The sequence below is a fragment of the Amycolatopsis solani genome (assembly GCF_033441515.1).
In the GTDB taxonomy this organism is placed as follows: domain Bacteria; phylum Actinomycetota; class Actinomycetes; order Mycobacteriales; family Pseudonocardiaceae; genus Amycolatopsis; species Amycolatopsis solani.
On record NZ_JAWQJT010000002.1, the window covers coordinates 672,734 to 698,564 of the forward strand.

Sequence of the window (25,831 nt, forward strand, 5' to 3'; positions counted from 1 at the left end):
ACATAATTCGGCCAAGCCCTGGAGGCTTTTATGTCTCAACGTCGAGACGGCAAGAATGTTAGCGCTAACAATCGGCGCGGGTTTTGGCTCGCGCTGACCGGCGCCGTGGTGCTGGCGCTCGCGAGCCTCGTGTCCGCGTCGACGGCTTCGGCCGCCGCGTCGCTGCCGTGCGACATCTACGGGTCGGCGGGTACGCCGTGCGTCGCCGCGCACAGCACCACCCGCGCCCTCTACGCCGCCTACAACGGCCCGCTCTACCAGGTCCAGCGCGCGTCCGACGGCGCCAAGGCGAACATCGGCCTGCTGGCCGCGGGCGGTTACGCCAACGCCGCCGCGCAGGATTCCTTCTGCGCCGGGACGACCTGCCTGATCACCGAGCTCTACGACCAGTCCCCGCGCCACAACGACCTGACGATCGAAGGCCCCGGCGGCGCGGGCGGGCAGGACACCGGCGTGCCGGCGGACGCCCTGCCGGTGACCGCGGGCGGCCACCAGGTCTACGGCGCATCCTTCTCCGGCCGGATGGGCTACCGCGACAACTCGACGTCCGGTGTCGCGAAGAACGGCCAGCCCGAAGGCATGTACATGATCACCTCCGGCACCCACGTCAACGGCGCCTGCTGCTTCGACTACGGCAACGCCGAAACGAACAACCAGGACACCGGCAACGGCCACATGGACGCGCTCAACTTCGGTACGGAGTGCTGGTTCCAGCCCTGCTACGGCGCCGGTCCGTGGGTGCAGGCCGACCTCGAGAACGGGCTGTTCGAGTCGAGCGCGGGCGGCAGCCAGAACACCGCGAACACCGGGATCACCGCGCCGTTCGTCACCGCCCTGCTGAAGAACAACGGCCAGAACTTCTTCGCGCTCAAGGACGGCAACGCCCAGTCCGGCGGGCTGCGCACGACGTACTCCGGGCCCGAGCCGACGCGCGCCGGGTATTCGCCGATGCACCAGGAAGGTGCGATCGTGCTGGGGACGGGCGGAGACAACAGCAACGGCTCGATCGGCTCGTTCTTCGAAGGCGTGATGACCGCCGGGCTGCCCACCGACGCGGCGGACAACGCGGTCCAGGCCAACGTCGTCTCCGTCGGCTACGGCGGCCCGACCGGCTCCACCGGGACCCTGAACCCGGCCTCGGAGATCTCCTTGCGCGCGACCACCGCGTGCTGCACCGGTGACTACATCCGCCACCGCAACGACAACGCGGTGATCTCGCCGGTCAGCTCCACTTTGGACAAGAACGACGCCACCTGGATCGTCCGCCGGGGACTCGCCAGCGCGTCCTGCGTGTCGTTCGAATCCCGCAACTACCCCGGGGACTTCCTGCGCCACTTCGATTTCCAGGTGTACCGGCAGCCGATGGACGGCAGCGCGGCCTTCCGCGCCGACGCCACGTTCTGCCCGGTCGCCGGCAAGAACGGGCAGGGCTCGTCGTTCCGGTCCTACAACTACTCCGGCAAGTACCTGCGCCACTACGCCAACACGCTCTACATCGCCGACACCAGCGGCGCCCACGCCTGGGACGCCGCCGGGTCGTACAACGACGACGTCAGCTGGGTCGTGGCCCAGCCCTGGGCGCCCTGACCCGGCGCACCACCGCGAGCACCGCCGCGCCGAGCAGGATCAGCGCGATCGGCACGGCGGTGGGCAGCCACGGCCAGGCCCGGCCTTCGAACACCACCCCGTCGGTGGGCAGCTCCAGCACCTTGGCCGTCCACCGGGCGGTCGCGACGTCGGTGCGGCGCGCGAGCCCGCTCACCGCGGTGTCGTAGGCGAAGCCGGGCCGGTCGTGGACGTACTCGGGCGACGGGCCGCCGGGTGGCGGCGTGATCCCGCGCGCCGCGCCCGGCACGAGCAGCCGGTCCAGGCTCGCCGCGCCGAGGGCGGCCCGCGGCAGGAAGGTCAGCCCGTGCCGCGACCGGATCGGGCCGCCGTCGGCGCTGACGGCGAGTGTGCGCGAGGACAGCGACTGGCCTTCGGTGTCGAAGACCGAGGACAGCTCGATCTCGCCGACGCCGTTCGTGAGCAGCACGCCGAGGTCGTCGGGGTTCCAGCGGAAGGCCGCGTTGACGATCGCGGCCGCGTCGGGCACCCCGGCCGGCGGGGTCACCGGCACGTTCGTGCCGTAGTGCCGCCAGCCGATCGCGGCCGCGGCGCGGGCGGCCACATCCGGCCCGGCCAGCCGTTCGACCCAGTGCAGGGTCCCGTCGATGCCGGAGAGGATCCCGGCGGTGGTGACGACGTCGCCGTCGTCGACGAACCGCTGCCCACGCACCCACTTCACGGCCGGGTACTCCTTCGCCCAGGTGTCGACCTTGAGCCAGTGCGCGGTGGCCGGCCGCCCGTCGAGCAGCCCGGCCGAGGCGAGCACGCCGCCGCCGTTGCAGACGCTCAGCAGCTTCGCGCCGCGGGCGGACTGGGCGCGCAGCCACGCCGTGACGACGTCGCTGCTCGGCTCGCCGACGTCCGGCAGGGCGGGCACGACCACGAGGTCGGGCGCCTTCGGCCCGAGCCGCGCGGCGAGGTCGTCGAAGCCGAAGTCCGGCACCAGGTCCAGGCCGCCGGTGAGCGGTTTCGGCTCGCGGTGCGGCGTGACCGTGTAGACGTTGAACCGGCCGGTCGCGGCCAGGATCTCGTACGGCGCCAGCGCGTCGGAGACGACGGCGCCCCGGTCGCCGACGACGATCACCGCGGTCGGCTTGGCCGGGTCGTGGGGGACCGGCGCCGCGGCCGGGAGGGCCCGCGGCGGCCCGGGGGCGTAGAGGGCGTCGAACACCGAGAGGGCGGAGACGGTCGCCCCGATGGCCGGGACGGCGAGCACGGCGACGACGAGCGCGCACCACTTCAGGAAGGCCCGCACGTCAGTGCCAGTACTCGGCGCGGCGCCACACCATGGCGGCGAGCATCAGCGGGAACATGATCACGTGCCCGGCGACCATCAGCGCCGTGCCGGACAGCGCGCCGAGCCAGTACGGCACGAGCAGCGCCACGAACGGCAGGTACATCACGGCGGCCATCTCGGCGATCCGCGGCCACGAGTGCCGGCGCAGGGCCATGGCGGCCACCATCGCGACGGTCATGTCCGTGGCCATCACGAGCGCGCCGGCGTCGGCCCGCTCGAGCCAGGCCGACGGCCACAGCGGGCCCAGCGCGACCATGCCGATGAGCATGGCGGCGACCATTTCGGCGTAGTGCCCGGCGAACCGGGCGAGTTTCCGGGCGGTGGAGCGGGGTGTCTCGGTGGTGGTCATCTCGGGTCCCTCCAGGGTGTGTCCTGGACGAGAATCCCGGTCCGGGGCCGTGCTGCCAGGTGCCGGAAGTCATGACCGGGGTCAGGTGACCACCGTCAGAGCAGGCCGAGGTCCCGCGCGCGCAGCGCGGCCTGCGTGCGGTCGCGGGCGCCGAGCTTGCCCAGCAGGTTCGTCACGTGGTTCTTCACCGTGCCCTCGGCGAGGAACAGCGTCGTGGCGATCTCCCGGTTGCTGCGGCCGCCGGCGAGCAGGCGCAGCACTTCGAGTTCGCGCTCCGACAGCGGCACGACCAGCGGCTGCGGCCGGGGCTCCGGCGTGGCCGGCAGCTCGGCGAACCGCGCGACGACCTTCGCGGCGACCGACGGCTGCAGCACGGATTCCCCGCGGGCGGCAGCCAGCACCGCCTCCACCAGGCGCGCCGACGAGACGTCCTTCAGCAGGTACCCGACGGCGCCCGCGCGCAGGGCGGCGAAGACGTCTTCGTCGTCGTCGAAGGTGGTCAGCGCGATGACCCGGACGCCGGGGTGCGCCAACCGCAGCCGCCGGGTCGCGCCCACGCCGTCGAGAACCGGCATGCGCAGGTCCATCAGGACGACGTCCGGGTTCAGCTCGGCGGCCCGGCTCAGCGCTTCGTCGCCGTTGCCCGCTTCGCCGATGACGTCGATGCCGTCGTGGGTGGCCAGGAGGGTCGCGAGGGCCTCGCGGAAGAGCGCCTGGTCGTCGACCAGCAGGACGCGGACCGGCGTCATCCCGGCACCTCCATGCTCAGCGCGCTGCCCTCGCCCGGCGCCGAGGTGAAGTCGAGCTTGCCACCCAGGTGATCGGCGCGTTCCCGCAGCCCCAGCAGGCCGAAACCGGAGCCGGCCGCGCCGTCGGTGCCGACGCCGTCGTCGCGCACCGAGACCCGCACCGACGACTCGGCGTAGTCCAGCCGAAGATCCACTTTCGCGGCGGACGCGTGCTTCCGGACGTTCGTCAAGCCCTCCTGCGCGGCCCGGAACAACGCCTCCCGGTGCTCGTCCGGCAGCGGTCGCTCGGCGCCGGACACGGTCAGCCGGGCCGGCACACCGGCCTCGGACGCCAGTGCCTCGAGCGCCGCGGGCAGCGGCGCCGGCCGCGGTTCACGCAGGGCCTTCACCGACCGGCGGACTTCCGCGAGCGCGTTCTCGGCCTGCTCCTGGGCCTTGGCCAGGACTTCGTCGGCCTTGCCGGGATCGGTCGGCAGCACCGCCCGCGCGGCCTTGACCTGCATCTGCACGACGGTGAGCGAATGCCCGAGCCCGTCGTGGATGTCGCGGGCGACGCGGTTGCGCTCCTGCGCCGTCGCCAGCCGTTCCGCTTGGGTGGCGTAGTCGCGCAGCTTCGCGTGCGCTTCGGCGAGTCCGGCACGGGACCGCTGCTCGCGCACCAGCAACTCGGTGATGACGGCCGCGAACAGCACCGAAACCAGCGTGCCGAGCCCTTCGCGCAGGCCTTCGCCGAGCGACATCCCGAGGTGCACGAGCGGCACCACGGCGATCACCAGCGCGACGACCGGGAGCGGTATCCGCAGCAGCACGCACTGGCTGACCAGCACGACGAGGAACAACGTCGCGCCGACCCCGGCGTTGATCGTGAAGATGACGAAGGCGAGCGGGAGCTGCACGGCGACGTAACCGGCCGCCCAGGCGAGCCGGCCGCGGTCCTGCACCCAGCCGAAGCCCAGCGTGGCGAGCCCGGTGAAGACGGCGCCCAGCACGAGCGAGAGCACGGGCTCCCCGGAACCGAGGACCCCGAGCACGACGGAGAGGAAGGCGCCGCAGGTCAGCACCCCGAGGGCCCGGTTCATGGAGCCACTCTGGGGCGTCGGTGCGCCGTGGTCAACCACGCGGGAGAACGGAAAGCGCTCTCTGCTCGCGCGGCCTCCCGCCGCGACAGCCCGTAGGCTGGCGGTGACGGCGAAGCCGAGACGGGAGTCCGACATCGATGTCAGTCCTCTGGGGCGTGTCCTTCGACGCCACCCCGCTTTCCGGGGTCGTGGTCGAGTTCCTCAAAACGGCGGGCCGGCTGCGCGGGCGCCGGGTGCACCTCGACCTCGGCTACGACATCAAGGCCGACAAGGGTGCCTTCTTCCGGCCCTACCGCGGCGAAGCGGGCCTGCTGCCCGGCTGGGTCACGCTCGACCGGGTCGAGGGCGTCGAAGAGATCCGCGGCTACGACGGCGAATTCGTCGAACGGGTGCTCCGGGATGTGGTCCAGCGCGGGGACGAGACGCTGCGCCCGGAGATCGACCGGATCGCCGGTGAGCTGGCCACGCGGATCGTGGCCACGTGGGAACGCCTCGGCGTGACCATGGTCATGGTCGAGAACGGGACCCTGCCCGAGAACCTGGCCTACACCGAAGCGCTGTACCGGGCGATCGACCGCTACGGCGCCCGCCACCGGCTCGGCCGGTTCGTCTTCTGGCGCGACCACGACCTGATGTGGCAGAGCGAACCGGGGATCGCCAAGTACGGGCGGTTCCCGTACCCCGGCGTCCCCGCGCCGCGGAACTCGCCGCACATCCACTACTTCGCCCTGCACGAGCAGGCGAAGGCCCGGACGCTGGAGTGGGTTCCCGGCCTGCGGAACATCGACGTTCTGCCGAACGCCTTCGCCATCGCGCCCGCGCGGATCGACGAGCGCAACGCCGGCTTCCGGCGCGACCACGGCATTCCCGGTGACGTCCCGCTGCTGGCCCGGATCACGCGGATCATCCCGCAGAAGCGCCTGGACCGGGACCTGCACCTGCTGGCGCTGCTGCCGGACGCCTGGCTGTTCGTCGCCGGCGACGTCGAAGAGGCACCCGCCGAGCACACCCGGCTCGTCGCGCTGGCGGACCGCCTCGGCGTGCGCGACCGGGTCGTGTTCGGCGGCTGGCTGACGCCGTACGACACCGCCGTGCCCGGCCGCTATTCGGTGCGCGACCTCCTGGCGCACGCGACGGTCGTGTCGTTCCTGACCTCCTACGACTACGAAAGCTACGGCAACCCGGTCAGCGAAGCCGTCGCCTCCGGGACGCCGTACATCACGAGCGGGTACGAGCTGTACGACGTCGTCTACGGCGGGTTCCGGGCCCCGGTGCTGGACATCCGGGCCCGCGACCTGCCGGACGCGGCGTTCGCCCGCGAGGTGGCCGAGCTGATCACCGACGAAGGGAAACGGGCGGAAGTGGTGCGGGCGAACTCGGAACTCGGGCGGGCGCGGTTCGGCGCACCGGTCGTCGACGACCTCGTCGACCGGCTCTACCCGCCGCCGATGGGGCCGGACACGCGGATCTCCGTCGTGCTGCCGGTGTACAACGAAGCCGCGAACCTGCCGGAGGTGCTGCGGACGCTGCACGACCAGCGTGACGGCGAGGGGCCGCTCGAGAAGGCGCGGTACGAGGTCGTGCTGGTCGACAACAACTCGACCGACGACACCGTCGCGATCGCGCGGGACTTCGCGGCGGCCCACCCGGACCTGGCGCTGCACGTCATCCACGAGTCCGAGCAGGGGGTTTCGTGCGCGAGGCGCGCCGGGATGGACTTCGCCGCGGCGCGCAGCCGCAACCGGCCCGACACCGACCCGGCGGAGCGGTTCTACCTCGTGTCGGCCGACGCCGACTGCCGCGTCGACGCGCACTGGCTCGCCGAACTCTTCACCGCGATGGAGACCTCCAAGGCCGCGATCGGCGTCTGCGACTACTACTACGAACCCGCGCACTTCACCGGGCGGCCGCGGCTGTGGGACGCGATCCAGCGGACGCTGCGGTGCCGCGCGGTGACGTTCTCGCTGTTCGGCGGCTTCCCGGACGGCAAGGGGTTCGCCGTCGAGCGCGACGCCTACGAGCGCGCGGGCGGCATCGAGATCTTCTACCAGCTGCAGGACGGGAAGTTCGTCAACCACCTCTCCGACGACTGGGACTTCGGCATCAAGGTGGCCAGCGGCGGCGACGCGATCACGTACGCGCCGCGCTCGCGCGTCGAGATCAACCCGCGGCGCGTCGACCACGCCATCGACGAGGTCATCGCGGGCCGGGCCTACGGCTCGGACGGCATCATCGTCATGCGCGACATCCGGCCTGACGTCCCGGCGACCGCCGCGGACCTGACCGAGGCCGAAGCTCGGCAGGCGTGGGAGTTCTCGATCAAGGACTTCACGCCGAAGAACACCATCCTGCCGGTGCTGCTGACCCCCGCGCTGCTCGAAGACGACGCCGTGATCGCGTTCTTCGGCGCGGACTTCGCCGCCCGGCTGGCCCGGCGGATCGCCGAGATCCGCGACGAGATGCGCGTCGTCGACTTCACGCCGATCCACGCCTACAAGACGCCGTCGTACCGGCTGTATTTCGAGTTCGCCGACGAGCTGTTCGCGTGCCTGCGGCAGCACGTCGGCGAAGACATCGGCTTCCCGCCGCCGTTGCCGCCGTGCCTGGCGGAGATCCCTCCCGGACGCTTCGCGGAGTTCGTCCACTACTACTGCGAGGACCGCGAGTCGGGGGAAGCCCACAACTACTTCGGCAACGGAGGGGTGTTCTGATGACGCTCGCCTACGAAGACGCGATCGGCTCGCTGCACGGCCTCGACCCGGCGTGGCCCCGGCCCGCCGTGCTCGACGTCCTGGAAGCGCCGGAGAACCGGCACCTGCTGGAGTTCGTCCGCGAGGACCCGTTCGGGGCGCACGTGTTCCCCGGCAACGTCCCCGGCACGGCGCCGGAGTTCCTGCGGGACCTGGACGCGCAGCTGGCGTCGGCCGGTCCGATCCACCTCTGGTCCTACATCCCGACTTGCGCCTACCGCTGCCGGTTCTGCCAGTACCCCGTGGTGCTGGTGAAGGGGAAACCCGAGGTGCAGTACGAGAAAGCGAAGCACTGGGTCGACCTCAACATCGCCGAAGCCCGCTTGTGGCTCGAGGCCGTGCCGCACCTGGCCGGCGCCGAGGTGGGGGAGTTCAACGTCTTCGGCGGCACGCCGTCGCTGCTGCCGGAACCGGAAATCCGCCGGCTGCTGGAGTTCTACCGGTCGGAGTTCGGGTTCACCGCGGACACGACGATCCGGTTCGAGGGTGATCCGAGCACGTTCACCCCGGCGAAGCTGGAACTGCTGCGGGAACTGGGCTGCACCAAGCTGTCCAGCGGTGTCCAGTCGTTCGACGACCACGTGCTGGAGCTGTGCGGCCGCGAGCACAGCGCCGAGATGTGCGTCGACTTCGTGCGCAACGCCCGGTCGCTGGGGTTCGAGTGGGTCAGCATCGACCTGATGTACGGCCTGCTCGACCAGACCCTCGACAGCGTCCGGCGCGACCTGGACGTGGTGCTGGAAAACGAAGTCACGGCCGTGGTGTGCACGAAGCTGCACCTGGCGTCCTACAGTGACACCCGCACCGGCGTCACGGGGGAGAAACCGGCGGCGTGGCAGCTGCCGTCCTACCGGGACAAGCTGGTGCGCGACGGTCACCGGTGGCCGACGCTCGGCGAGCAGTACCAGATGCGGGAGCTGCTGACCGAAGGCCTGCGCGGCGCGGGGTACACCGAACACCCGACGATGTACTTCGCGCGTGACGGACTCGGGCCGGAGAAGTGGAAGGCCATCATGGTCGACCAGGACAAGCAGGAGGCCGAGGTCGCGATCGGGCTGGGCGGCTCGTCGAGCTGCCGCGCGTCGGAGGCGATCACCGACGTGAACTCGAAGCGGTACATCGAAACGGTCGAGTCCGGGCGGATCCCGCTGGGGTCGGCTACGCGGTTCACGCCCGAAGCGCAGGAGGCGCGGGCGGTCAAGATGGCGCTGACGACGTTGCAGCCGCTGCGGGACTCGCTGCACCGCTCGCGGTTCCCCGGCCGGTCGTTGTTCGCGGAGCCGTGGCTGGGGAAGTTCCGCTCGCTGGCCGCGCGCGGGCTGGTCCGGCTCCACCCCGACGACGGCGTCGTCGAACTCACCCCGGTGGGGGAGGTTCTGGTGGAGGCGATCATCACGACCGAGCTGTGAGTCACTACATCGAGTGACCCAAGTGTCGCGAAGAGCGACACGGGCAGGCAGCATGGGCTCCGGACGTGCCAGTACCGAGATCGGAGCCCGGATGAGCCGAAGCCTGGCCGAACAACCGAAGTGGCGGGCACGGCTCGCGGGAGCGGGCGCGCTGGCCGCGCTCGCGGCGGTCGTCACCGCCCCGCCCGCGGCCGCCGCCCCCGACTACTCGCGGGCGGACGCGAACTACGCCGGCACGCAGATCGCCTTGCACGAAGGCGTGCAAGGCACCCCGCGCGTGGACGACCTGGGGCAGACGCTCGGCCACGACGTCAGCGGGCACCAGGGCCCGGTCGACTGGGCCGCCGCGGCCGGGGCCGGCGCGCAGTTCACCTACGTCAAGGCGACCGAAGGCACCGGGTTCGTCAACCCGCAGTACGCGCAGCAGTACGACGGCGCGCACGCGGCGGGCATCATCCGCGGCGCCTACCACTTCGCCCGCCCGGACGTCTCCGGCGGCGCCGCGCAGGCGGAGTACTTCATCGCCCACGGCGGCGGCTGGCGCGCCGACGGCACGACGCTGCCGGGCGCGCTGGACATCGAGTACAACCCGTACGGCGAAACCTGCTACGGCAAGAACGCGGCGGACATGACGGCGTGGATCGCGGACTTCACCCGCACGTACCTCGCGAAGGTGAAGCGCAGCGCGGTGATCTACACCAGCACGGCGTGGTGGAAGCGCTGCACCGGCAACGCGTCCGGGTTCGGGAACACGAACCCGCTGTGGCTCGCGCGCTACGGCCCGGACGTCGGCGAACTGCCCGCGGGCTGGGACAAGCAGAGCATCTGGCAGTTCGCCCGCGGCGGCGGCCTGCCGGGGGACCAGAACTACTACAACGGCCCCTTCGGCCGGGTCCAGGCGCTCGCCAAGGGCGCGGCGACCGGCGGCGCCTAGCGGCTTCGGCGGAACCGGAACCGGGCCCGCTGCGGCAGCTCGACGGTCCGCTCGGCGAGGTCCGGCCACGGCGGCCGGCGCAGCACCGCGAGCGTGCCCAGCGTCGCGGCCACCAGGCCGGTCGTCACCGCCAGCAGCGCGACGCGGGAGGCGTCGACGGCCGGTTCCCACTTCACCTGGCCGTCGCGGACGACGAACACCCCGACCGGGCGGCTGAGCGGGATGACCGTGGTGCCGTCCGGGGTTTCGACGGGCTCGCCGAAGAGTGGTTGCTCCATGCCGCCATCGAACTGCACACCCGCCGCCGTTGACAAGATCGGACAGGATCCTGTCGTTCCGGTGATCGGCTGCTTACGATCGGCTGCGGGGCCGTCGCCGTCGACTGTCCTCAAAGGACAAAGGAGGCGCCGTGCGCAGGATCGCCCTTCTGACCGCGTTTTCCGTGGCCGCGGCCGTCGTCGCCTCGGCGCCGGGTGCCGCCGGGGCCGGGCCGGCCTGGTTCACGTCGTGGGCCCAGTCGCAGGACGGGCGGGCCGACGCGCCGGTGTCCGCGCAGTCGCTGCGGATGATCACCCACCTCAGCCAGGGCGGGGACGCGGTCCGCGTCCGGTTCCAGAACACCTTCGGCACCACGCCGCTGACCATCGGGCACGCGACCGCGGGCCCGAGCGCGGGCGGCGCCGCCGTGACGGCCCCGCGGCCGCTGACGTTCGCCGGCCGCGCGGGCGTCACGATCCCGGTGGGCGGCGAAGTCTGGAGCGACGAGACGAAGCTCGTCACGCGGCCGGACACCAACCTCGCGGTGAGCATGTCCGTCGAGGGCACGGCCGTCCCCGGCCGCCACGGCGCGGCCCTGCGCGACAACTACCTCACCGAACCGGGCGCGGGCGACCACGCGGCGGACCCCGGCGGCGCGGCCTACACGCGCACGGTCGGCACCACCTACGTCGTGAGCGCGGTCGACGTGCACAACACGGCGTTGAAGGGCACCGTCGTCCCGTTCGGCAGCTCGGTCGTCGACGGCATCGGCAGCACGAACTGCGGTCCGGGCTGCACGCAGCTCGGCGCCGACCGGCGGTGGACCGACGACCTGGCGCGGCGGATCGTCGCCGCGGCCGCGCCGCTCGCCGTGGCCAACGCCGGCGTCTCGGGCACGACGAGTGCCGCGTCCTGTCCCGGCATGCCGCCGTCGGTCGCGGGCCTGGACGCGCAGAGCCGGCTGGACCGGGACGTCCTGGCGCTGCACGGCGTCACGTCGGTCATCTACTACTACGGCACCAACGACCTCGCGTACGGCTGCGACGCGGCCACGATCCTGGACAGCTACCGCGCGGTCTTCCAGCGCCTGCGCGCGGCGGGCATCGCGGTGTACGTCACGCCGAGCACGCCCCGGCCCGGCTACGGCGACGCGGCGAACCTCGCCCGGCACGAGATCGGCTCGTTCGTCGAACGCTGGAACACGTGCGGTGGTGCGTGCTCGGGCGTCGTCGACTTCGACCAGGTGCTCAAGGACCCGCTGAAGCCCAACAGCATCCTGCCGGCCTACGACAACGGCGACGGCATCCACGCCAACGCCGCCGGCCAGCAGGCACTGGCCGATTTCGTCTCGCTGCCGATGCTCACCCGATCCGGGCCGGTTCGTCACTCGATGGGCTGACCGGGCGAGTCGGAGCGGCGGAACTGTGCGCGCGGGTCCGCAGAGTACGCCGTGTGATCGCTGACTCGATGGACGACGCCGGGTGCTGCCTGCTGTCGGTGGCCTGGAACCTCGCCCCGCTGACCGAAGGGCAGCCGGACTCCCGCCGCGGTGAGCTCCGCCGCCGTCTCGTGGGCGCGTGCCGCTCGGCCGGCCACGGTGCCCGCGACTGGGCCGTGGCCCACGGGCCGGGCACCGAAGCGGAGTACCGGCCGTTCCTCCAGCTGGCCGACGTCGCGTACGAGATCGCGACGCTGCTCCTGCTCGTGGAGGACTTCCTGGTACCGGATCTGGAGCGCGAACACCGCCGGTGGGCCGAGATCGAGGAGTTGACGGGCCGGTTCACCGAGCTGGCCGAGTGGACGGCTTCGTTCCTCTTGTCAGGCGCTGCCTTACGGTTGTAAGGTCGCGCCTGACAGGAGGTCGGCTGTTGACTACTACCGCGGTGATCGCCCGCTGTTCGTTCTGCGCCAAGCCGAACACGGAGGTGGAGACGCTGATCGGCGGCCCGGGCGTCTTCATCTGCGACGGCTGCGTCCAGCTGTGCGTTTCGGCGATCGACGGCAAACCGGCGGACGCGCCGCACATCGCGCCCTGGGAACACGAACTGCCGCTCCAGCAGGTGCTGCAGAACCTCGGCCCGGTCGCGGCGGCGAGCACCCAAGTTCAGCAGAACCTGGCGGCGTGGGTCGGCAAGGCGCGCGCCCTGGGCGGCACCTGGGCGCAGATCGGCGAGGCGCTGGGGATGACCCGCCAGTCGGCGTGGGAGCGGTTTTCGGGGGAGGGCTAGCCTTCTTGCGCCGCTGAGAAGCTTTCGGCCGTCAACCGGTCGGCTCCCCAGCTGCGCTCGAGGTAGCCGGCGATCCGCGTCACGTCCTCGGCCGGCACCTTTTCCGGATCCCCGCGTTCGAGCGGGTCGACGTGGAAGAGGTAGAGCCGCGAGGCGAACTGGTCGAACGGCAGCGAAGCCTCGCCGAACCGTTCGCCGTTGCCCGCGGTGGAGACGACGACGCCGTCGCCCCAGTCCTGGCCGCTGTCGTTGTTGGGGTTGAAGAAGTACACCCGCATGACGTCGTGGGGATCCGGGGCGGCCCGCAGGATCGTGATCGCGTGCCAGCCCACGTACCGCGCCGCGCTGTCGGTCACGGCGACGCCGGCCGGCTGCGGGTGGATCAGCGGCTGCCCGCCGTTGTACGCCGGGTGGTAGCTCGCGTGGAAGTGCCGGTAGAAGTCGTCGAGGTCGATCAGCTGCCCGGTGGCGACGTCGACGTTGATCCGGAAGCCGCGAGCCGTCCACCACCCGTGGAACTCGGGGTTGACCCACCGGTGCGGGTCCCCGGGGCGGCCGACGCACCGGCGTCCCATCTCGGCGTAGATCCGGTCCAGGTGCGGGACCACGAGCAGGGACACCGGATCCAGGTCCGCGGGCGGCGTGGTGGCCAGCCCGGGGTCGGCGTCCTTCGAGGAGATCGGCTGTCCCTCGAAGTGCATGATGACCTCGTCGTCGCGGGCGGCCCACGCGACGATCTGCAGCAGGTAGTCCGGGTCGTTGTAGGCCCACATCGAGAGCGCGCGGGCCGACTGGCACGTGGGGTTGTCGCCCTGCCCGACCCCGAGCGGCTGGCCCAGCATCGACAGGACCCCGGCGACCAGCCGCGCTTCCGGCGCCGGCCGGTCGCCGAACACCGTCGTCAGCCGGTTCCGCGCGGCCGGGGCGAGCTCGAGCGCCAGCTGGCGCCACAGCGCCGGCACCACCGGTGGTTCGTAGAGGATGCCGCGGTCGAGCAGCAGGGCCAGCCCGTAGCTGCACTGCGCGGTCTGCGGGTGCACGGCCACCTCGATCAGCCGGTGCACGAGGTCGCGGTAGCGCAGCAGGCAGTTCCGGCCGGTTTCGGACAGGCCGAGCGCCTCGCCGAGGAGGTAGTCGCTCTCGTAGCGCAGGAACCGCAGCAGTTCCGCGTGGTACGGCGACACCAGGCCGGTGTCGTGCATCGCGCGGGCGAACCCCGTGGCCTCGTACTGCAGGGCGACGGTGTCCATCGCCTCCAGCCGCGACCGGAAGACGTCGACCCCGGGGTCCTCGCGGCACGCCTCGGTGGTGCCGAAGAGGCTGGTGATGAGCCGGTCGAGGCCCTGCCCGGACGACGCGCCGAGCGCGACGTCCGGATCGCCGCGGTAGATCGCGATCCGGGTGATCAGCGACTGCACCTGGTCGACCTGGATCGGGCGCTGGCGCAAGATCCGCCAGATCTCGTCGACCAGCTCGTCCAGGACGCTGTCGTAGCCGACCTCGTCGGCGACGTGCCGGAAGAGGTCCCGGATCAGCTGCGCGGTCCGGCCCTGCCGCACCCGTTCGGCCTCGGTGGGCGGGGTGAACAGCAGTTCCAGGTTCATCGCCAGCACCTGCGACAGGAACTGGCGAGCGTCGTCGGCGGAGAGCGTCGGGTGCGCGAAGTCACCGCGGGCGACCGCGAGCATCCGCAGCTCGCTGGTCGCCTCGATGACGACGGTGTCGGCGTTCTCGCTGCGCAGCCCGGGGCCGACCAGCGACGGGACGAGGATCTCCGGCGTGGCCCAGTCCGTGCCGAGGAACAGGCCGGCCTCTTCGAGCGCCTGCGCCCTGGCCTGGATCGCGGCGGGACCACCCGGCTGCAGCAGCACCCGTCGCAGGGCTTCCAGGACGCGCCGCAGCTTCGTGTGCTTGCCGAAGTCGCGGGTCTCGGCCAGCGCCCGGACGGCGTCGTCGAGCGCGTCCACTCGCTTGTCCAGCGTCACGGGTTTCCCAACGTTTCGGTCCACATCAGACGTAGAAATCGTATTCTTCCTGCTCCTTCAGCAGATCCCGCATGCGGTAGGCGTCCTCGCCGAAGAAGTAGAGCAGACCCCAGTGGGTGCCGAACGCGGTCCGCTTGGTGACGGTTTCTTCCAGCGGGGCCGAGAGGTCGTGCGACTCGTAGTAGTCGTCGTCCTGCGTCTGCTCGGGGATCCGCAGCTCGCTGACGACCCGCCGGCGCGGGTAGACGCCGAAGCAGCCCGCGACCCCGGCCGCGTCGACGACCTCCCGCGGGAAGAAGGCGTCGATCTCTTCCTCGGTCGTCTTGGGGTCGAAGGCGAGCGCGAGCCCTTGGTAGGCGTTGAAGCCGTAAGCCCGCTCGAGCAGTTCGAACACCTTGAACCCCGGCGGCCGGTAGGCGACCTCGCCGAAGTACATCTCGCCGTCACTGGTGACGAAGTACTCGGGGTGCACGAACCCGAACTCGATGTCGAAGGTCTTGATGAGCTTCTCGATCTGCGCGGTGATCTGCGGCCGGTACTTTTCCAGTTCGGACGTGGCGGGGACGAACACGGAGTACCCGAGCGTGACGTACTCGGAGATGTTGAGGAACTTGATCTTCCCGTTGTGGATCCACGCTTCGACGGCGAACTCCCACCCGTCGAGGTGCGATTCCATGAGGACGGGAAACTCGTCGTCCGGGATCATGTCGATCTCGTCGGGCGTCCGGATGACGCGGTGCCCGAGACAGCCGGCCTTGTCGAACGCCTTGAGGTGGATGGGATCGTTGGGGTCGCCGTCCAGCTTGAGCAGCGTCTGGTTGACGCGCTTGAGGAAGCGGATGACGTCATCCCGATCGTGCGCCTCTTCGAAGATCCCGACCCGAATCCCGCCGAGCTGAGCACGGCGTTTCATCAAAGCCTTGTCCCGCAACAGCATGGCTTGGCCGAAGAGCCGGGGGTTGTCGAGCAGCACGGAGTTGATGGCCCCGGCCCACTCGACGGTCTCTTCGAACAGCGGGATGGCGACGTCGACGCCTTTGTCCCGCAGGATCTCGGCGATCTCGAGGGACCGGTCGTTGAGCCGCTCGAAGTTCCAGGGCACGTAAGGGATGTCGTGCTCGATGCAGTATTCCTCGGCCCACTCGGGCGCCACGACGAGATAGCGCCGATCGAAGCGGTCGAGAGCCTCAACGGCGTTGAGACTCCACCCGAGCAGAGCAAGATGCCCCTTGTCAGAATTCTTCGCGGCCGGTTCGGGCTGCGGCATGGACCATTCCTCCGGTTCGGCGCGTACGTGTCGGTATCGATCGTGGGCCAACCGTACCGGCAGGTAGGTGGGGTCCGCCGATCGAGAAGCCGCGGGGGAGGGGTGGGTGGTGCCGGTGGTCGACGCCGGCTTTTCCTTGTGCTTACGGGCACACGTGGTGTCCGAGCACGGTCGCTCGGGGGCTGCTTGAGGCCAGAAAATGAAAAGCCACGTCCACCTGAGTGAACGTGGCCGATCCGGTCGGGCTGACAGGATTTGAACCTGCGACCCCTTGACCCCCAGTCAAGTGCGCTACCAAACTGCGCCACAGCCCGGACCCGCACTCGCTGAGTGCGTGAGAAGTACTCTAGCGTGCCCCTCAACCCCCTCTGCAAGCAGGGTCCCCAGTCCGCCTGACCTGCGGAAACAGGCCAAGCGGACCGGACCCCAAGATCAAGCCGGGTTCCCCGCGTGGGTCAGCGTCTGCCAAGCCAAGAACAGGTTGTTCGACCCCGCCGGGCGCTGGCGTTCCGTCAGCGTCTGCGTGTTGGACATCGCGATCCCCAGCCGCGTGTGGAGGGCGTTGAAGCCCACCTCCGTCACCGGGCCCAGGCCCAGCTTCAGCGAGCCCGAGCACAGCCATGAGGGCGCCGCCGTGCCGAGCTGGTACTTCGACTGGAAGCCCAGGGCCTGGCGGAGGCGCTCGCCCACGTCCGTTCCGTACACGTCCTGGCCCTGGATGCGGAGCGTCTCCGCCACGTCCGCGATCGCTGCGATGCCGTAGCCCGTGTGGGTGAAGTCGCGGCAGGTCTCTTGGGTCAGGCCGTCCACGAACGTCGACTGGCCCTGCCAGTAGCCCACGATCTGATCGCGGGTCGAGAGGCCGCTGCCGGGAACGGTCTTCGGGAGGGAGCCGTCCGATGACAGGTACACGTACGCCGCCACTCGGTTGCGGTAGCGCGTGACCGCCTTGTCGAAGTTCGTCTTGTCCTCCAGGAACACCGTGATGCCGACCGCGGCCTCCATCATGGACAGTTCCCAGTTGCCGTTGCTGTTGCTGCCGTTGATGATTTTGTTCAGGTACACGTTCCGCAGCATTGTGCCGAAGCGGGCCGAATTCGGCCAGCTCGAATACGTGTACTTGATGATCTCCGCCGCTCGGGGCCACGACGAGCCGGCCCAGCCCGTCTGGAGGGGTGCGTTGCTGTTGGTGTGGCTCGTGATCGTCGCCGACCACGCGTCCATCAGCGCGATGGCCTTCTGGGCGTAGCGGGCGTCGCCGGAGATGTACCAGATCAGGGCGTCCGTGTACGCCGCTATCGCGTCTTCGCGCTCGTCCGTGCAGCCGTAGTTCGGGTTCGAATAGGAGCCGCATTCCACGACCGCGCGGGGTTTCGGGGTTCGGGACAGGGAGGCGTACGAACTCGCCAATGCTTGGTCGTACGCCGCTTTCCAGGGTTGGGCGCCCGCGTTCACCTGGGTTTTGACGAAGTCCAGCTGTGGGCGGCTCACCAGCACGCCGGGGTGGGTGAACGTCGCCGGGGCGGCCGGGGCCGGGGTGGCGATCAGCCCCAGTGCCAGCGGGATCAGTGCACCCAAAGCGAAAACTCTGCGGAAGCGGGACATGGCTCTCCTCGAGACGACGGTGTCTTGGATCCCCTGCGCGCTGCGCCCAGTTTCATGGTCCAGACCACCAGGAGTCAAGGAGGAAACGGCCTTTCTTCGCGATATGAAGGAAAGATTCAGCCCGCTGAACGGAAGAGCGTTTTTCCGTTCAGCGGGCTGAATAAACCTAACCGAGTCCGGCGCTGACCGCGTTCATCAAGCCGCCGGTGTCACCCGACATCTCCCACGCCATCACGCCGAGCAGGCCGCGCTGCTTCAGCCACGTCGTCTTCAGCCCGATCGACCACGCGTCGTCGAACGTCCACCACTGGCCGCCGTTGCCGGTGTAGCAGGACGTCGCCACCGCCGCCGTGTCGTGGTAGACCGTGCAGCCCGGGACGCTCGCCACCAGGTTCGCGTAGCCGCGCGTTCCCGCCTCCTCGGCGAACTGGCCCGGTGCCGCGCCGGTCGCCGACTGCCACTCGCCGTTCTTGCCGCCGGCCGCGACGCCTTGCCAGCCCCGGCCGTAGAAGGCCAGGCCGAGCGTCAGGCGGCGGGGGTCGACGCCCGCGTTCGTGTACGCGTTGATCGCCGCTTCGGCGCTGAAGTGGAACGGGTACGGGTCGTCCGCGTCGGCGTACAGGTTGCCCTGGTGGCCGGTGCGGTTGGGCTCCCAGGAGTTGTCGCTGCCCGAACCGTGGAAGTCGTACCCCTGCACGTTCGCCACGTCCAGGTAGCTGAAAACGCGGGACAGGTCCCACCCGGACGTGACCTTGTTCGGGTCCGCCGGGGTGAAGGCGTGCAGCTGGTACCGCTTGCCCGTCGTCGCGCCGTACGCGTCCATCTGCGTCCGGAACTCCGCCAGCAGCGCGGTCAGGTTGTCCTTGTCGTTGGGGCTCCAGTGGTTGCCCGGGTGGCCGTCGGCGCTCGCCGGCCACTCCCAGTCGAGGTCGATGCCGTCGAAGATGCCGGCCGCGGTACCCGGGCCGCCCGCGCCGCCGTAGGCCGCGATGTTGCCCTTGAGCCACGTGTCGATGCACGACGAGACGAACTTCTTGCGCGACGCGTCCGTGGCCGCGACGTCGGAGAAGTACTTCGAGTACGTCCAGCCGCCCAGCGACACCAGCACCTTCAGGTTCGGGTGCTTCGCCTTGAGCTTCTTCAGCTGGTTGAAATTGCCGCGCAACGACTCCCAGCCCGTGTCGGCCACGCCGTCCACCGACTGCGCCGCCGAGAACGGCCGCGAGTAGTCGGCCTCGGCGTCGCCCGCGCCGTCACCCTGGTTGGGGTCCTGGGGGTTCGCCGTGGTGCCCTTCGTGACGCCGGACAGGCACGTCAGGTTCACCGGGTCGATGTTCTCGAACGCGTACAGCAGGTGCGTCAGCTTCGAAGCCGCGCCGGAGGTTTCCAGGTTCTTCACGAAGTACTGGCGCCCGTAGATGCCCCACTGCACGAAGTACCCGACCTTCGCGTAGCCCGAGACGATGTCCCCGGTCCGCGCGGTCACCGCGGCACTCGGCGCGGACACGTTGTCGTACCCGTCGCGCGCCCGGACCGTGAACGTGTACGAAGTGGACGGTGCCAGCCCGGTCACGACGGCGGACGTCGTGGTCACCGTCGTGGCCAGCACCGATCCGCGGTACACGTCGTAGCCGATGACGCCGGTGTTGTCCGTCGACGCCGTCCAGGCCAGGGAGACGCTGCCCGAGTCGGCGGCGGTCGAGCGCAGCCCGGTCGGGGCCGAAGGTGCCTGCGTGTCGTCGGCCGGGCTGTTCGTGGTCACCGCAAGCGCGGCACTCGCCGGAGACGTGTTCCCCTTGGCGTCCTTGGCTTTCACCGTGAACGAGTACGCCGTGCCCGGCGTCAGCCCGGAGATCGTCGCGCTCGTCCCGGTCACCGAGACGGCCAGCGAGGCGCCCTGGTAGACGTCGTACCCGGTCACCGGCAACGACCCGGCCGCGGAAGCGTTCCAAGCCAGCGCCACCGTCTTGGTCGTCTTGGTCACCAGCCGGAGGCCGCTCGGCGCACCCGGCGGCGTGTCCGGTGAACCGTCGCAGTTGGCGTTGTCGACGCGGCACTGCGTGGGTGTCGCGGCCGTGCTGAGCCGGAACGTCGGGCTGTACGGGTAGGTGTTGCGGCCCGGCGCCAGGGTCGCGATGTAGTACGCGGGGGTCAGCGTGACTTGCGTGCCGTTCTGGGTCACCGTGCCGTTTTCGCCGGTCGACGCGGTGACGCCGGCGGGCAGCGTGAAGGTGATCGCCCAGTTGCTCACCGAGGCGGTCCCGGTGTTGGCGACGGTGTAGGTGCCGGTCGTGCCGCTCAGCGCCAGGGTGGCGGTCAGCGAACCGGCCGCGGCGGCGGGCGGGGCGAGGGCCGCGGTGCCGCCGAGTGCGATCAGCAAGGCGGCGAGCGCGGAGCGTAGTCGTGCGGGAGTGCGTCTCATGGCGGTTCTCCAGACGGCACGGGGGCGGGGACGACGTGGTCTAGACCACATCGAATGTAACCCGGTGCGGGGAGAACCGCGCAGGCCCGAACGGCGGCAACCGCCGTCCGAACGGACGGTTAACGACCCGAGAAGGTCGCCTTGCCCGGCCCGTCGGCCAGAAACGACTTCACGGCACCGCGCAGGTCCTCGGTGTCGAACAGCGAAGCCGCGATCGAAGTGATGTGCGCGTTCGCCTCGGGGACGCCGCCGGCGGAGTAGTGGTCGAGCACGCGCTTGGTCGCCGCGTGCGCGCGGGTCGGGCCCGCCGCCAGCCCCTGCGCGAAGGACCGCGCGGCCTCGGCGAAGCCCTCGTCCGGCAGGACGCGGTTGACGACGTTCCAGCGCTCCAGCGTGGCCGCGTCATAGGTGTCGCCGGTCATGACGAACTCCTTGGCGCGGCCCACGCCCGCCCGCGAAGCGAGCCGCTGGGTCCCGCCCATGGTCGGGGTCAGCCCGACGACCTTCTCGACCAGCCCGAACTTCGCCCGCGTGGCGGCCAGGATGATGTCGCAGGCCACCGCGACCTCGAACGCCCAGGTCAGGCAGAGGCCGTGCGCGGCGAACACGGTCGGGAACGGCAGGGCCGCGATCCGGTCCGGCACCGCGAGCATCTCGTCGAACAGCACCTTCGCCTCGGCGGGCGAGCCCTGCGCGTCGAACAGCGAGACGTCGACGCCGCCGCTGACGATCTTCCCCTCGGCCCGGATGAGCAGGGCCCGGGCCGGCGCCGCCTCCAGCGAGTCGAGCGCCGAGGCGAACGAGGACTGCAGCGAAGCCGTGTAGAGGTTCAACGGCGGAGCGTCGACGGTCAGGACGGCGAGCCCGCCGTCACGATCGAGGCGGACCTGCTGAGTCATGTTCACCCTGCTTCTTCGGCTTCGACGATGTCGTCCCAATACTGCTGGGCCTCCGGCCGCCAGTCGACGTGTTTGTGATGGAACAGTTCCGCGGCTTTCGTCCCGCTCCACTTCGCCGGGAGCAACTCGGCGGGCAGCTGCGGGTCGAGGAACGGGAACCGCCGCCACTCGTGCACCAGCTCGGTCTGCGCGCGCAGCACCGCCCGGCCGCCCGTGGGGTGCAGGCCGGTGAACCGGTCGATGAAGTCCTCGTAGCGGTCCTTGAGCTCGGTCAGGTCCCAGGACCGGGCGACCATGGACTCCTGCTCGCCGACCTCGCCGTACGCGGCGGTGAACGACATCGCCTGCGCGTCGAGGCCGAGCTCGCTGACGATCTGCTGGGCCTCGCGCTGGCGGGACAGGTCCGGGCTGACCCACACGCCCGCCACCGGCGAACCGAAGCCCGCCCAGGTCAGCCGGGTGCGCAGCCGGTGCCGCAGGTCGCGCTTGGCCTCCGGGACCGACACGATCAGCATCAGCCACTGCCCGTTCCACGGCGGCCGCTCGCGGCCGAAGGCGTAGATCCGTTCGGCGCCCTCGGTCAGCAGCCGCCGCCCGGGCGGGGTCAGCGACCAGCGGACCCGGCGCCCGACGCGTTCGGAGACGACCCAGCCCTCGGCGGCGGAGCGGGCCAGCGCCTGCCGGGCGGACTTCTCCTCGATGTCGAGGATGCCGAGGACCTCGACGAGCATCGACGTCCACACGGGCTTGTCGCGCGGCAGCGCGTACTCGCCGAGCACGGTCATCAGCAGCGACCGGGCACTGGCGTGGCTCACCTCGCGGCGCCGGCTCATGGTCGGCCGGGGCGCGGACGGGCGGCCTTCCCTCGGTTTCGGCCTTCGGCCGAGGGTGACCGGGGGAGCGGGTTCGCCCATGCTGTTTCACCGACCTCACTGCGCTGCGGGACTGACAACCGAACAGGTTACCCACACTGAGTGATCAAAGCGCCACCGGACACACACAGTCGGTTGCTTTGACCATGATCTGACAGTCCACCACGGGCCCGTAGACTCGGCTATCTCATGAGCGAGCTTGCGAGCGAATCAATCAACACTGCGCCTTCGGCTCAGGCCGCGCCGAGCGTCAGCGAGGCGTGCGCATGAGCGCAACCCTCGTCGCGAAGGACCTGGCCGCGGGCCACGGTGACCGCACCCTCTTCTCCGGCCTCGATCTCGTCGTCGCGCCGGGCGACGTCGTCGGCCTGGTCGGCGTCAACGGCGCCGGAAAATCGACACTGCTGCGGACCCTCGCCGGGCTCGCGAAACCGGACGGCGGGGAGATCCGCCTGAACCCGCCGACCGCGACCGTCGGGCACCTGCCGCAGGAGCCGGAACGGCGGGAGGGTGAGTCGGTCCGGGCGTTCCTCGCGCGCCGCACCGGCGTGTCGGCGGCGCAGGCCGAGCTGGACCAGGCGACCGAAGCCCTCACCGCGGGCGAAGCGGGCTCGGACGACTTCTACGCGACGGCGCTCGACCGCTGGCTCGCCCTCGGCGGCGCCGACCTCGACGACCGCGCCGCCGAAGTGGCCGCCGACCTCGGTCTCGCCGTCGACCTCGACCAGCCGATGACGTCCCTCTCGGGCGGCCAGGCCGCGCGGGCCGGGCTCGCGTCGCTGCTGCTGAGCCGCTACGACGTCTTCCTGCTCGACGAGCCGACCAACGACCTCGACCTGGACGGCCTGGCCCGGCTGGAGCGGTTCGTGGCCGGGCTGCGGGCGCCGACCGTGCTGGTCAGCCACGACCGCGAGTTCCTGGCCAGGACCGTCGACCGCGTCGTCGAGCTGGACCTGGCGCAGCAGCAGGTCAACAGCTACGGCGGTGGCTACGAGGCGTACCTCGAGGAGCGCGCGGTCGCGCGGCGGCACGCGCGCGAGGAGTACGAGGAGTACGCCGACACGAAGGCGTCGCTGGAAGCACGCGGGCGGATGCAGCGCGCGTGGATGGAGAAGGGCGTCAAGAACGCGCGCCGGAAGCAGCCCGACAACGACAAGGCCGCCCGCAAGTTCCGCAGCGAGGCCACCGAGAAGCAGGCGTCGAAGGCGCGGCAGACCGACCGGATGATCGAGCGGCTGGACGTCGTCGAGGAGCCCCGCAAGGAGTGGGAGCTGCGGATGGAGATCGCCGCGGCCCCGCGTGCGGGCGCGGTGGTCGCGACCCTGCGCGGCGCGGTCGTCCGCCGCGGCGGCTTCACGCTCGGGCCGGTCGACCTGCAGGTCGACTGGGCGGACAAGGTCGCCATCACCGGCGCGAACGGCGCGGGCAAGTCGACGCTCCTGGCCGCGCTGCTCGGCCGGGTCCCGCTGGACGAAGGCAACGCGGCGCTCGGGCCGGGCGTGGTGGTCGGCGAGGTCGACCAGGCCCGGCGCTTGTTCCTCGGCGACGTCCCGCTCGCCGAAGCGTTCGCGCGCGAGGTCCCGGAGCTCGCCGACGCCGAGGTCCGGACGCTGCTGGCGAAGTTCGGGCTCAAGGCCGCCCACGTGCTGCGCTCGGCGGCGACGCTGTCGCCGGGGGAGCGGACGCGGGCGGCGCTCGCGCTGCTTCAGGCCCGCGGGGTCAACCTGCTGGTGCTCGACGAGCCGACCAACCACCTCGACCTGCCCGCGATCGAGCAGCTGGAGACGGCGCTCGACGACTACCCGGGCACGCTGCTGCTGGTGACGCACGACCGCCGGATGCTGGACGCCGTGCACGTCACGCGCCGGCTGGAGGTCGACGGCGGGCGGGTCCGGGAGCGGTGACGATCCGCCCGGCGACCGCCGCCGACCGGGAGTTCCTGGCCGACATGCTCGTCGAGGCGGTGAATTGGTCGCCCGAGTGGCCGGCCAAGAGCCGCCGGGAGGTGCTGTCGATGCCGAGCACCGCGCACTACCTCGCCGGCTGGCCGCGGGAAACCGACCTGGGCGTGGTCGCCGAATCCGGCGGCGAGCCGACCGGCGCGGCCTGGCTCCGCTTCTTCCCGCCCGGCGAGCCGGGGTACGGCTTCGTGGCCGCCGACGTCCCCGAGCTGACCATCGGCGTGGCGGCGCCCTGGCGCGGCCACGGCGTCGGACGCGCGTTGCTGCGGGCGATCGAGGCCTGCGCGCAGGAGGCGGGCATCGCGCGGATCAGCCTCAGCGTGGAACGGAAGAACTTCGCGCGGCAGCTGTACCTCGCGGCCGGCTACGAAGTCACCGGCGCGGGTTCCGCCCAGTCCGACACCATGGTGAAGTTCCTGTGAAGAGGCGGCACTTTCATGCCGAAAGTGCCGCCTCTAGCCCTTGGTCGCGCCGCCGGTGAGGCCCTTGACGAACTGCTTCTGCAGTGCCAGGTAGAAGATCAGCACCGGCAGCGTCGCCAGGAACATCAGGGCGAACACGCTGCCCAGGTCGGCCTGGTACTGGCCGATCGAGCGGTAGATGCCCGTCGTGATCGTCGTGCCCTGGCTCGGGCCGAGGATGATCAGCGGGTCGATGAAGTCGTTCCAGATCCACACCCCCAGGAAGATCAGCACCGACGCCGTCGCCGGGCGCAGCAGCGGGAACACCACGCGCCAGAACACCTGCAGCCGGCTCGCGCCGTCGAGCCGGGCCGCTTCCTCCAGTTCCACCGGGACGCCGCGGATGAAGCCCGAGAACACGAACACCCCGAACGGCACGTAGTAGCCGACGTTGAACAGGATCAGCCCTGGCAGCGTCGCCATCAGGTGGGTCACGCGCAGGACGTCCGTGATCGGGATCAGGATGACCTGCGGCGGGATCATCAGCCCGGCCAGCAGCACCAGCGTCAGCACCTTCGTCCACCGCTTGCCCGAGCGCGCCAGGTAGTGGCCGAGCATCGCCGAAAGCACCGTCAGGACCAGGATCGACGACAAGGTGACCACGACGCTGTTGGTCAGGCTGACCCAGAACAGCCCGTCCGGGCGGGTCAGCACCGCGTGGACGTTCGCCAGCGTCGGCGGCAGGGGCAGCGCCGCCGGGTCCTTCGCGATCAGGTCGCCCTGTTTGAAGACGTTGGCCAGCACCAGGTACAGCGGGACGAAGAACACCGCGCTGACGAGCAGCGCGACCGCCGGGCGGGTCACAGGTCCACCTCCCGGCGGCGGAGGAAGTTCAGCACGACGGACGTCACGACCGCGACGATCACCAGCATCAGCACGGCCATCGCGGACGCGTAGCCGACGTGGTTGGCGTCGAAGCCGGTCTGCAGCACGTCGAACGCGATCGTCGCGGTGGCGCCGGAACCCGGGCCGCCGTTGGTGATCACCTTGACGTAGTCGTAGGTCTTGAACGCCGAGATGAGCAGCACCACCGTGGTGATCGTCAGCGACGGCGCGAGCAGCGGCCAGGTGACCGCGCGGAACCGGCGCAGCGGCCCGGCGCCGTCGATCTCGGCCGCCTCCAGCAGTTCCGCCGGCACACCCTGGAGCCCGGCCAGGTAGACGACGACGCAGAACCCGAGCAGCTGCCAGCAGACGATCGAGGCGACCGAGTAGAGCGCCAGGTCGGGGTCGGACAGCCAGCCCGGCGGGTGCTCGACGCCCAGCGCCCGCAACAGGGTGTTGAGCGGCCCTTCGTCGTCGAGCAGCCGCGACCAGATGATCGAGACGACGACCGAGCTGAGGATCACCGGCGTGAAGAACACGCTGCGCAACGCGTTGTACAGCCAGCCTTTCCGGTCCAGCAGCAGCGCGACGCCGAGGCCGAGGACGTTCGGCACGATCACCACGATCAGCGTCAGGATCGTGGTGATCCTCAGCGCGGTGAGGAACTGCTCGTCGGAGAACAGCAGCCGGTAGTTGGCCAGCCCGGTGAACCGCACCGGCGGGTCGAACGGGTTGTAGTTCGTGAGGCTGTACCCGAAGCTGATCAGGATCGGGGCCAGCACGAAGCAGAGGTAGACGAGCACGCCCGGGGCGCCGAAGGACGCGAAGTGCCCGACCCGCGGGAGCACGGGCTTGCGGGTGACGGCCAAGGCG

At 70.7% G+C, this 25,831-nt stretch carries 22 protein-coding genes and 1 tRNA gene; 9 read left to right on the forward strand and 14 right to left on the reverse strand.

Features of this window, described 5'->3' with window-relative positions; all coding sequences use genetic code 11:
* Positions 1-30: 30 nt before the first annotated feature.
* Positions 31-1,587: an alpha-L-arabinofuranosidase B gene (locus SD460_RS23730; protein ID WP_290058068.1), complete on the forward strand. Its 1,557-nt coding sequence runs from the start codon at positions 31-33 to the stop codon at positions 1,585-1,587.
* On the opposite strand, the gene SD460_RS23735 is transcribed toward SD460_RS23730, so the two are convergent.
* The 4 genes from SD460_RS23735 to SD460_RS23750 form a co-directional block, all read right to left on the reverse strand.
* The gene (locus SD460_RS23735) at positions 1,553-2,863 is read right to left on the reverse strand and encodes a DJ-1/PfpI family protein (protein ID WP_290058069.1); all 1,311 of its coding nucleotides are present in this window, start codon (positions 2,861-2,863) and stop codon (positions 1,553-1,555) included. The genes SD460_RS23730 and SD460_RS23735 overlap by 35 nt on opposite strands.
* A 1-nt stretch (position 2,864) precedes the next feature.
* Entirely contained in the window at positions 2,865-3,254 is a 390-nt protein-coding gene (locus tag SD460_RS23740; protein ID WP_290058070.1) for a hypothetical protein, read from the reverse strand.
* Positions 3,255-3,349: 95 nt separating this feature from the next.
* A complete protein-coding gene (locus SD460_RS23745) occupies positions 3,350-4,003 on the reverse strand; it encodes a response regulator (RefSeq protein WP_318306754.1) in 654 nt (217 codons plus the stop codon).
* Entirely contained in the window at positions 4,000-5,082 is a 1,083-nt protein-coding gene (locus SD460_RS23750) for a sensor histidine kinase (protein ID WP_290058072.1), read from the reverse strand. Before SD460_RS23750 ends, SD460_RS23745 begins: the two co-directional genes overlap by 4 nt.
* A gap of 137 nt (positions 5,083-5,219) precedes the next feature.
* On the opposite strand from SD460_RS23750, the gene SD460_RS23755 reads away from it, so the two are divergent.
* From SD460_RS23755 to SD460_RS23765, 3 genes are all read left to right on the forward strand, one after another.
* A complete protein-coding gene (locus tag SD460_RS23755; RefSeq protein ID WP_290058073.1) occupies positions 5,220-7,793 on the forward strand; it encodes a glycosyltransferase in 2,574 nt (857 codons plus the stop codon).
* Complete coding sequence (locus SD460_RS23760; RefSeq protein WP_290058074.1) at positions 7,793-9,241, forward strand: radical SAM protein; 1,449 nt, start codon at positions 7,793-7,795, stop codon at positions 9,239-9,241. The genes SD460_RS23755 and SD460_RS23760 overlap by 1 nt, the downstream gene beginning before the upstream one ends.
* 91 nt (positions 9,242-9,332) lie before the next feature.
* Positions 9,333-10,175 (forward strand): GH25 family lysozyme, encoded by an 843-nt coding sequence (locus SD460_RS23765; protein WP_318306755.1) that lies wholly within the window; start codon positions 9,333-9,335, stop codon positions 10,173-10,175.
* Here the strand turns inward: SD460_RS23765 and SD460_RS23770 are convergent.
* Positions 10,172-10,453, reverse strand: coding sequence for a GerW family sporulation protein (locus tag SD460_RS23770; RefSeq protein WP_318306756.1), 282 nt, complete (start codon positions 10,451-10,453; stop codon positions 10,172-10,174). The two genes, SD460_RS23765 and SD460_RS23770, sit on opposite strands and share 4 nt — an antisense overlap.
* 131 nt (positions 10,454-10,584) lie before the next feature.
* Here SD460_RS23770 and SD460_RS23775 point away from each other — a divergent pair, with 131 nt between their 5' ends.
* From SD460_RS23775 to SD460_RS23785, 3 genes are read left to right on the forward strand one after another with little or no spacing between them, the layout of a single operon-like run.
* Complete coding sequence (locus SD460_RS23775) at positions 10,585-11,832, forward strand: GDSL-type esterase/lipase family protein (protein WP_318306757.1); 1,248 nt, start codon at positions 10,585-10,587, stop codon at positions 11,830-11,832.
* Between the two features lie 53 nt (positions 11,833-11,885).
* Positions 11,886-12,275, forward strand: coding sequence for a hypothetical protein (locus tag SD460_RS23780; protein WP_290059926.1), 390 nt, complete (start codon positions 11,886-11,888; stop codon positions 12,273-12,275).
* 41 nt (positions 12,276-12,316) lie between these two features.
* Positions 12,317-12,661, forward strand: a complete 345-nt coding sequence (locus SD460_RS23785; RefSeq protein WP_290059940.1) for a ClpX C4-type zinc finger protein — start codon at positions 12,317-12,319, stop codon at positions 12,659-12,661.
* On the opposite strand, the gene SD460_RS23790 is transcribed toward SD460_RS23785, so the two are convergent.
* The 7 genes from SD460_RS23790 to SD460_RS23820 all read right to left on the reverse strand — a co-directional run bounded on the left by SD460_RS23790 (position 12,658) and on the right by SD460_RS23820 (position 21,672).
* The gene (locus SD460_RS23790) at positions 12,658-14,670 is read right to left on the reverse strand and encodes a hypothetical protein (RefSeq protein ID WP_318306758.1); all 2,013 of its coding nucleotides are present in this window, start codon (positions 14,668-14,670) and stop codon (positions 12,658-12,660) included. The two genes, SD460_RS23785 and SD460_RS23790, sit on opposite strands and share 4 nt — an antisense overlap.
* A 1-nt stretch (position 14,671) precedes the next feature.
* Positions 14,672-15,913, reverse strand: coding sequence for an ATP-grasp domain-containing protein (locus tag SD460_RS23795; protein ID WP_290059929.1), 1,242 nt, complete (start codon positions 15,911-15,913; stop codon positions 14,672-14,674).
* 240 nt (positions 15,914-16,153) lie between these two features.
* A tRNA-Pro gene (locus tag SD460_RS23800) sits at positions 16,154-16,227 on the reverse strand.
* A 118-nt stretch (positions 16,228-16,345) separates the two neighbouring features.
* Positions 16,346-17,518, reverse strand: a complete 1,173-nt coding sequence (locus SD460_RS23805; protein ID WP_290059930.1) for an alginate lyase family protein — start codon at positions 17,516-17,518, stop codon at positions 16,346-16,348.
* Positions 17,519-17,684: 166 nt separating this feature from the next.
* Entirely contained in the window at positions 17,685-19,898 is a 2,214-nt protein-coding gene (locus tag SD460_RS23810; protein WP_290059941.1) for a glycosyl hydrolase family 18 protein, read from the reverse strand.
* Positions 19,899-20,059: 161 nt separating this feature from the next.
* Complete coding sequence (locus tag SD460_RS23815) at positions 20,060-20,839, reverse strand: enoyl-CoA hydratase/isomerase family protein (RefSeq protein WP_290059931.1); 780 nt, start codon at positions 20,837-20,839, stop codon at positions 20,060-20,062.
* 2 nt (positions 20,840-20,841) lie between these two features.
* Positions 20,842-21,672: a PaaX family transcriptional regulator gene (locus tag SD460_RS23820; protein WP_290059932.1), complete on the reverse strand. Its 831-nt coding sequence runs from the start codon at positions 21,670-21,672 to the stop codon at positions 20,842-20,844.
* Positions 21,673-21,977: 305 nt separating this feature from the next.
* On the opposite strand from SD460_RS23820, the gene SD460_RS23825 reads away from it, so the two are divergent.
* A complete protein-coding gene (locus SD460_RS23825; protein ID WP_290059933.1) occupies positions 21,978-23,615 on the forward strand; it encodes an ABC-F family ATP-binding cassette domain-containing protein in 1,638 nt (545 codons plus the stop codon).
* Positions 23,612-24,094: a GNAT family N-acetyltransferase gene (locus tag SD460_RS23830; protein WP_290059934.1), complete on the forward strand. Its 483-nt coding sequence runs from the start codon at positions 23,612-23,614 to the stop codon at positions 24,092-24,094. The genes SD460_RS23825 and SD460_RS23830 overlap by 4 nt, the downstream gene beginning before the upstream one ends.
* A gap of 33 nt (positions 24,095-24,127) precedes the next feature.
* On the opposite strand, the gene SD460_RS23835 is transcribed toward SD460_RS23830, so the two are convergent.
* Positions 24,128-24,937: a carbohydrate ABC transporter permease gene (locus SD460_RS23835; protein WP_290059936.1), complete on the reverse strand. Its 810-nt coding sequence runs from the start codon at positions 24,935-24,937 to the stop codon at positions 24,128-24,130.
* Positions 24,934-25,827 carry a carbohydrate ABC transporter permease gene (locus SD460_RS23840; RefSeq protein WP_290059937.1) on the reverse strand — a complete coding sequence of 298 codons (894 nt, stop codon included), beginning with the start codon at positions 25,825-25,827 and terminating at the stop codon, positions 24,934-24,936. The genes SD460_RS23835 and SD460_RS23840 overlap by 4 nt, the downstream gene beginning before the upstream one ends.
* Between the last annotated feature and the right edge of the window lie 4 nt (positions 25,828-25,831).

Excerpts from the sequence above, each read along its gene's own strand:
- SD460_RS23730 (WP_290058068.1), top strand. The coding sequence starts at position 31 with ATGTCTCAACGTCGAGACGGCAAGAATGTTAGCGCTAACAATCGGCGC.
- SD460_RS23820 (WP_290059932.1), bottom strand. The coding sequence starts at position 21,672 with ATGAGCCGGCGCCGCGAGGTGAGCCACGCCAGTGCCCGGTCGCTGCTG.
- SD460_RS23765 (WP_318306755.1), top strand. The coding sequence starts at position 9,333 with ATGAGCCGAAGCCTGGCCGAACAACCGAAGTGGCGGGCACGGCTCGCG.
- SD460_RS23740 (WP_290058070.1), bottom strand. The coding sequence starts at position 3,254 with ATGACCACCACCGAGACACCCCGCTCCACCGCCCGGAAACTCGCCCGG.
- SD460_RS23760 (WP_290058074.1), top strand. The coding sequence starts at position 7,793 with ATGACGCTCGCCTACGAAGACGCGATCGGCTCGCTGCACGGCCTCGAC.
- SD460_RS23795 (WP_290059929.1), bottom strand. The coding sequence starts at position 15,913 with ATGCCGCAGCCCGAACCGGCCGCGAAGAATTCTGACAAGGGGCATCTT.
- SD460_RS23750 (WP_290058072.1), bottom strand. The coding sequence starts at position 5,082 with ATGAACCGGGCCCTCGGGGTGCTGACCTGCGGCGCCTTCCTCTCCGTC.
- SD460_RS23805 (WP_290059930.1), bottom strand. The coding sequence starts at position 17,518 with ATGTCCCGCTTCCGCAGAGTTTTCGCTTTGGGTGCACTGATCCCGCTG.
- SD460_RS23815 (WP_290059931.1), bottom strand. The coding sequence starts at position 20,839 with ATGACTCAGCAGGTCCGCCTCGATCGTGACGGCGGGCTCGCCGTCCTG.
- SD460_RS23825 (WP_290059933.1), top strand. The coding sequence starts at position 21,978 with ATGAGCGCAACCCTCGTCGCGAAGGACCTGGCCGCGGGCCACGGTGAC.
- SD460_RS23745 (WP_318306754.1), bottom strand. The coding sequence starts at position 4,003 with ATGACGCCGGTCCGCGTCCTGCTGGTCGACGACCAGGCGCTCTTCCGC.
- SD460_RS23755 (WP_290058073.1), top strand. The coding sequence starts at position 5,220 with ATGTCAGTCCTCTGGGGCGTGTCCTTCGACGCCACCCCGCTTTCCGGG.
- SD460_RS23770 (WP_318306756.1), bottom strand. The coding sequence starts at position 10,453 with ATGGAGCAACCACTCTTCGGCGAGCCCGTCGAAACCCCGGACGGCACC.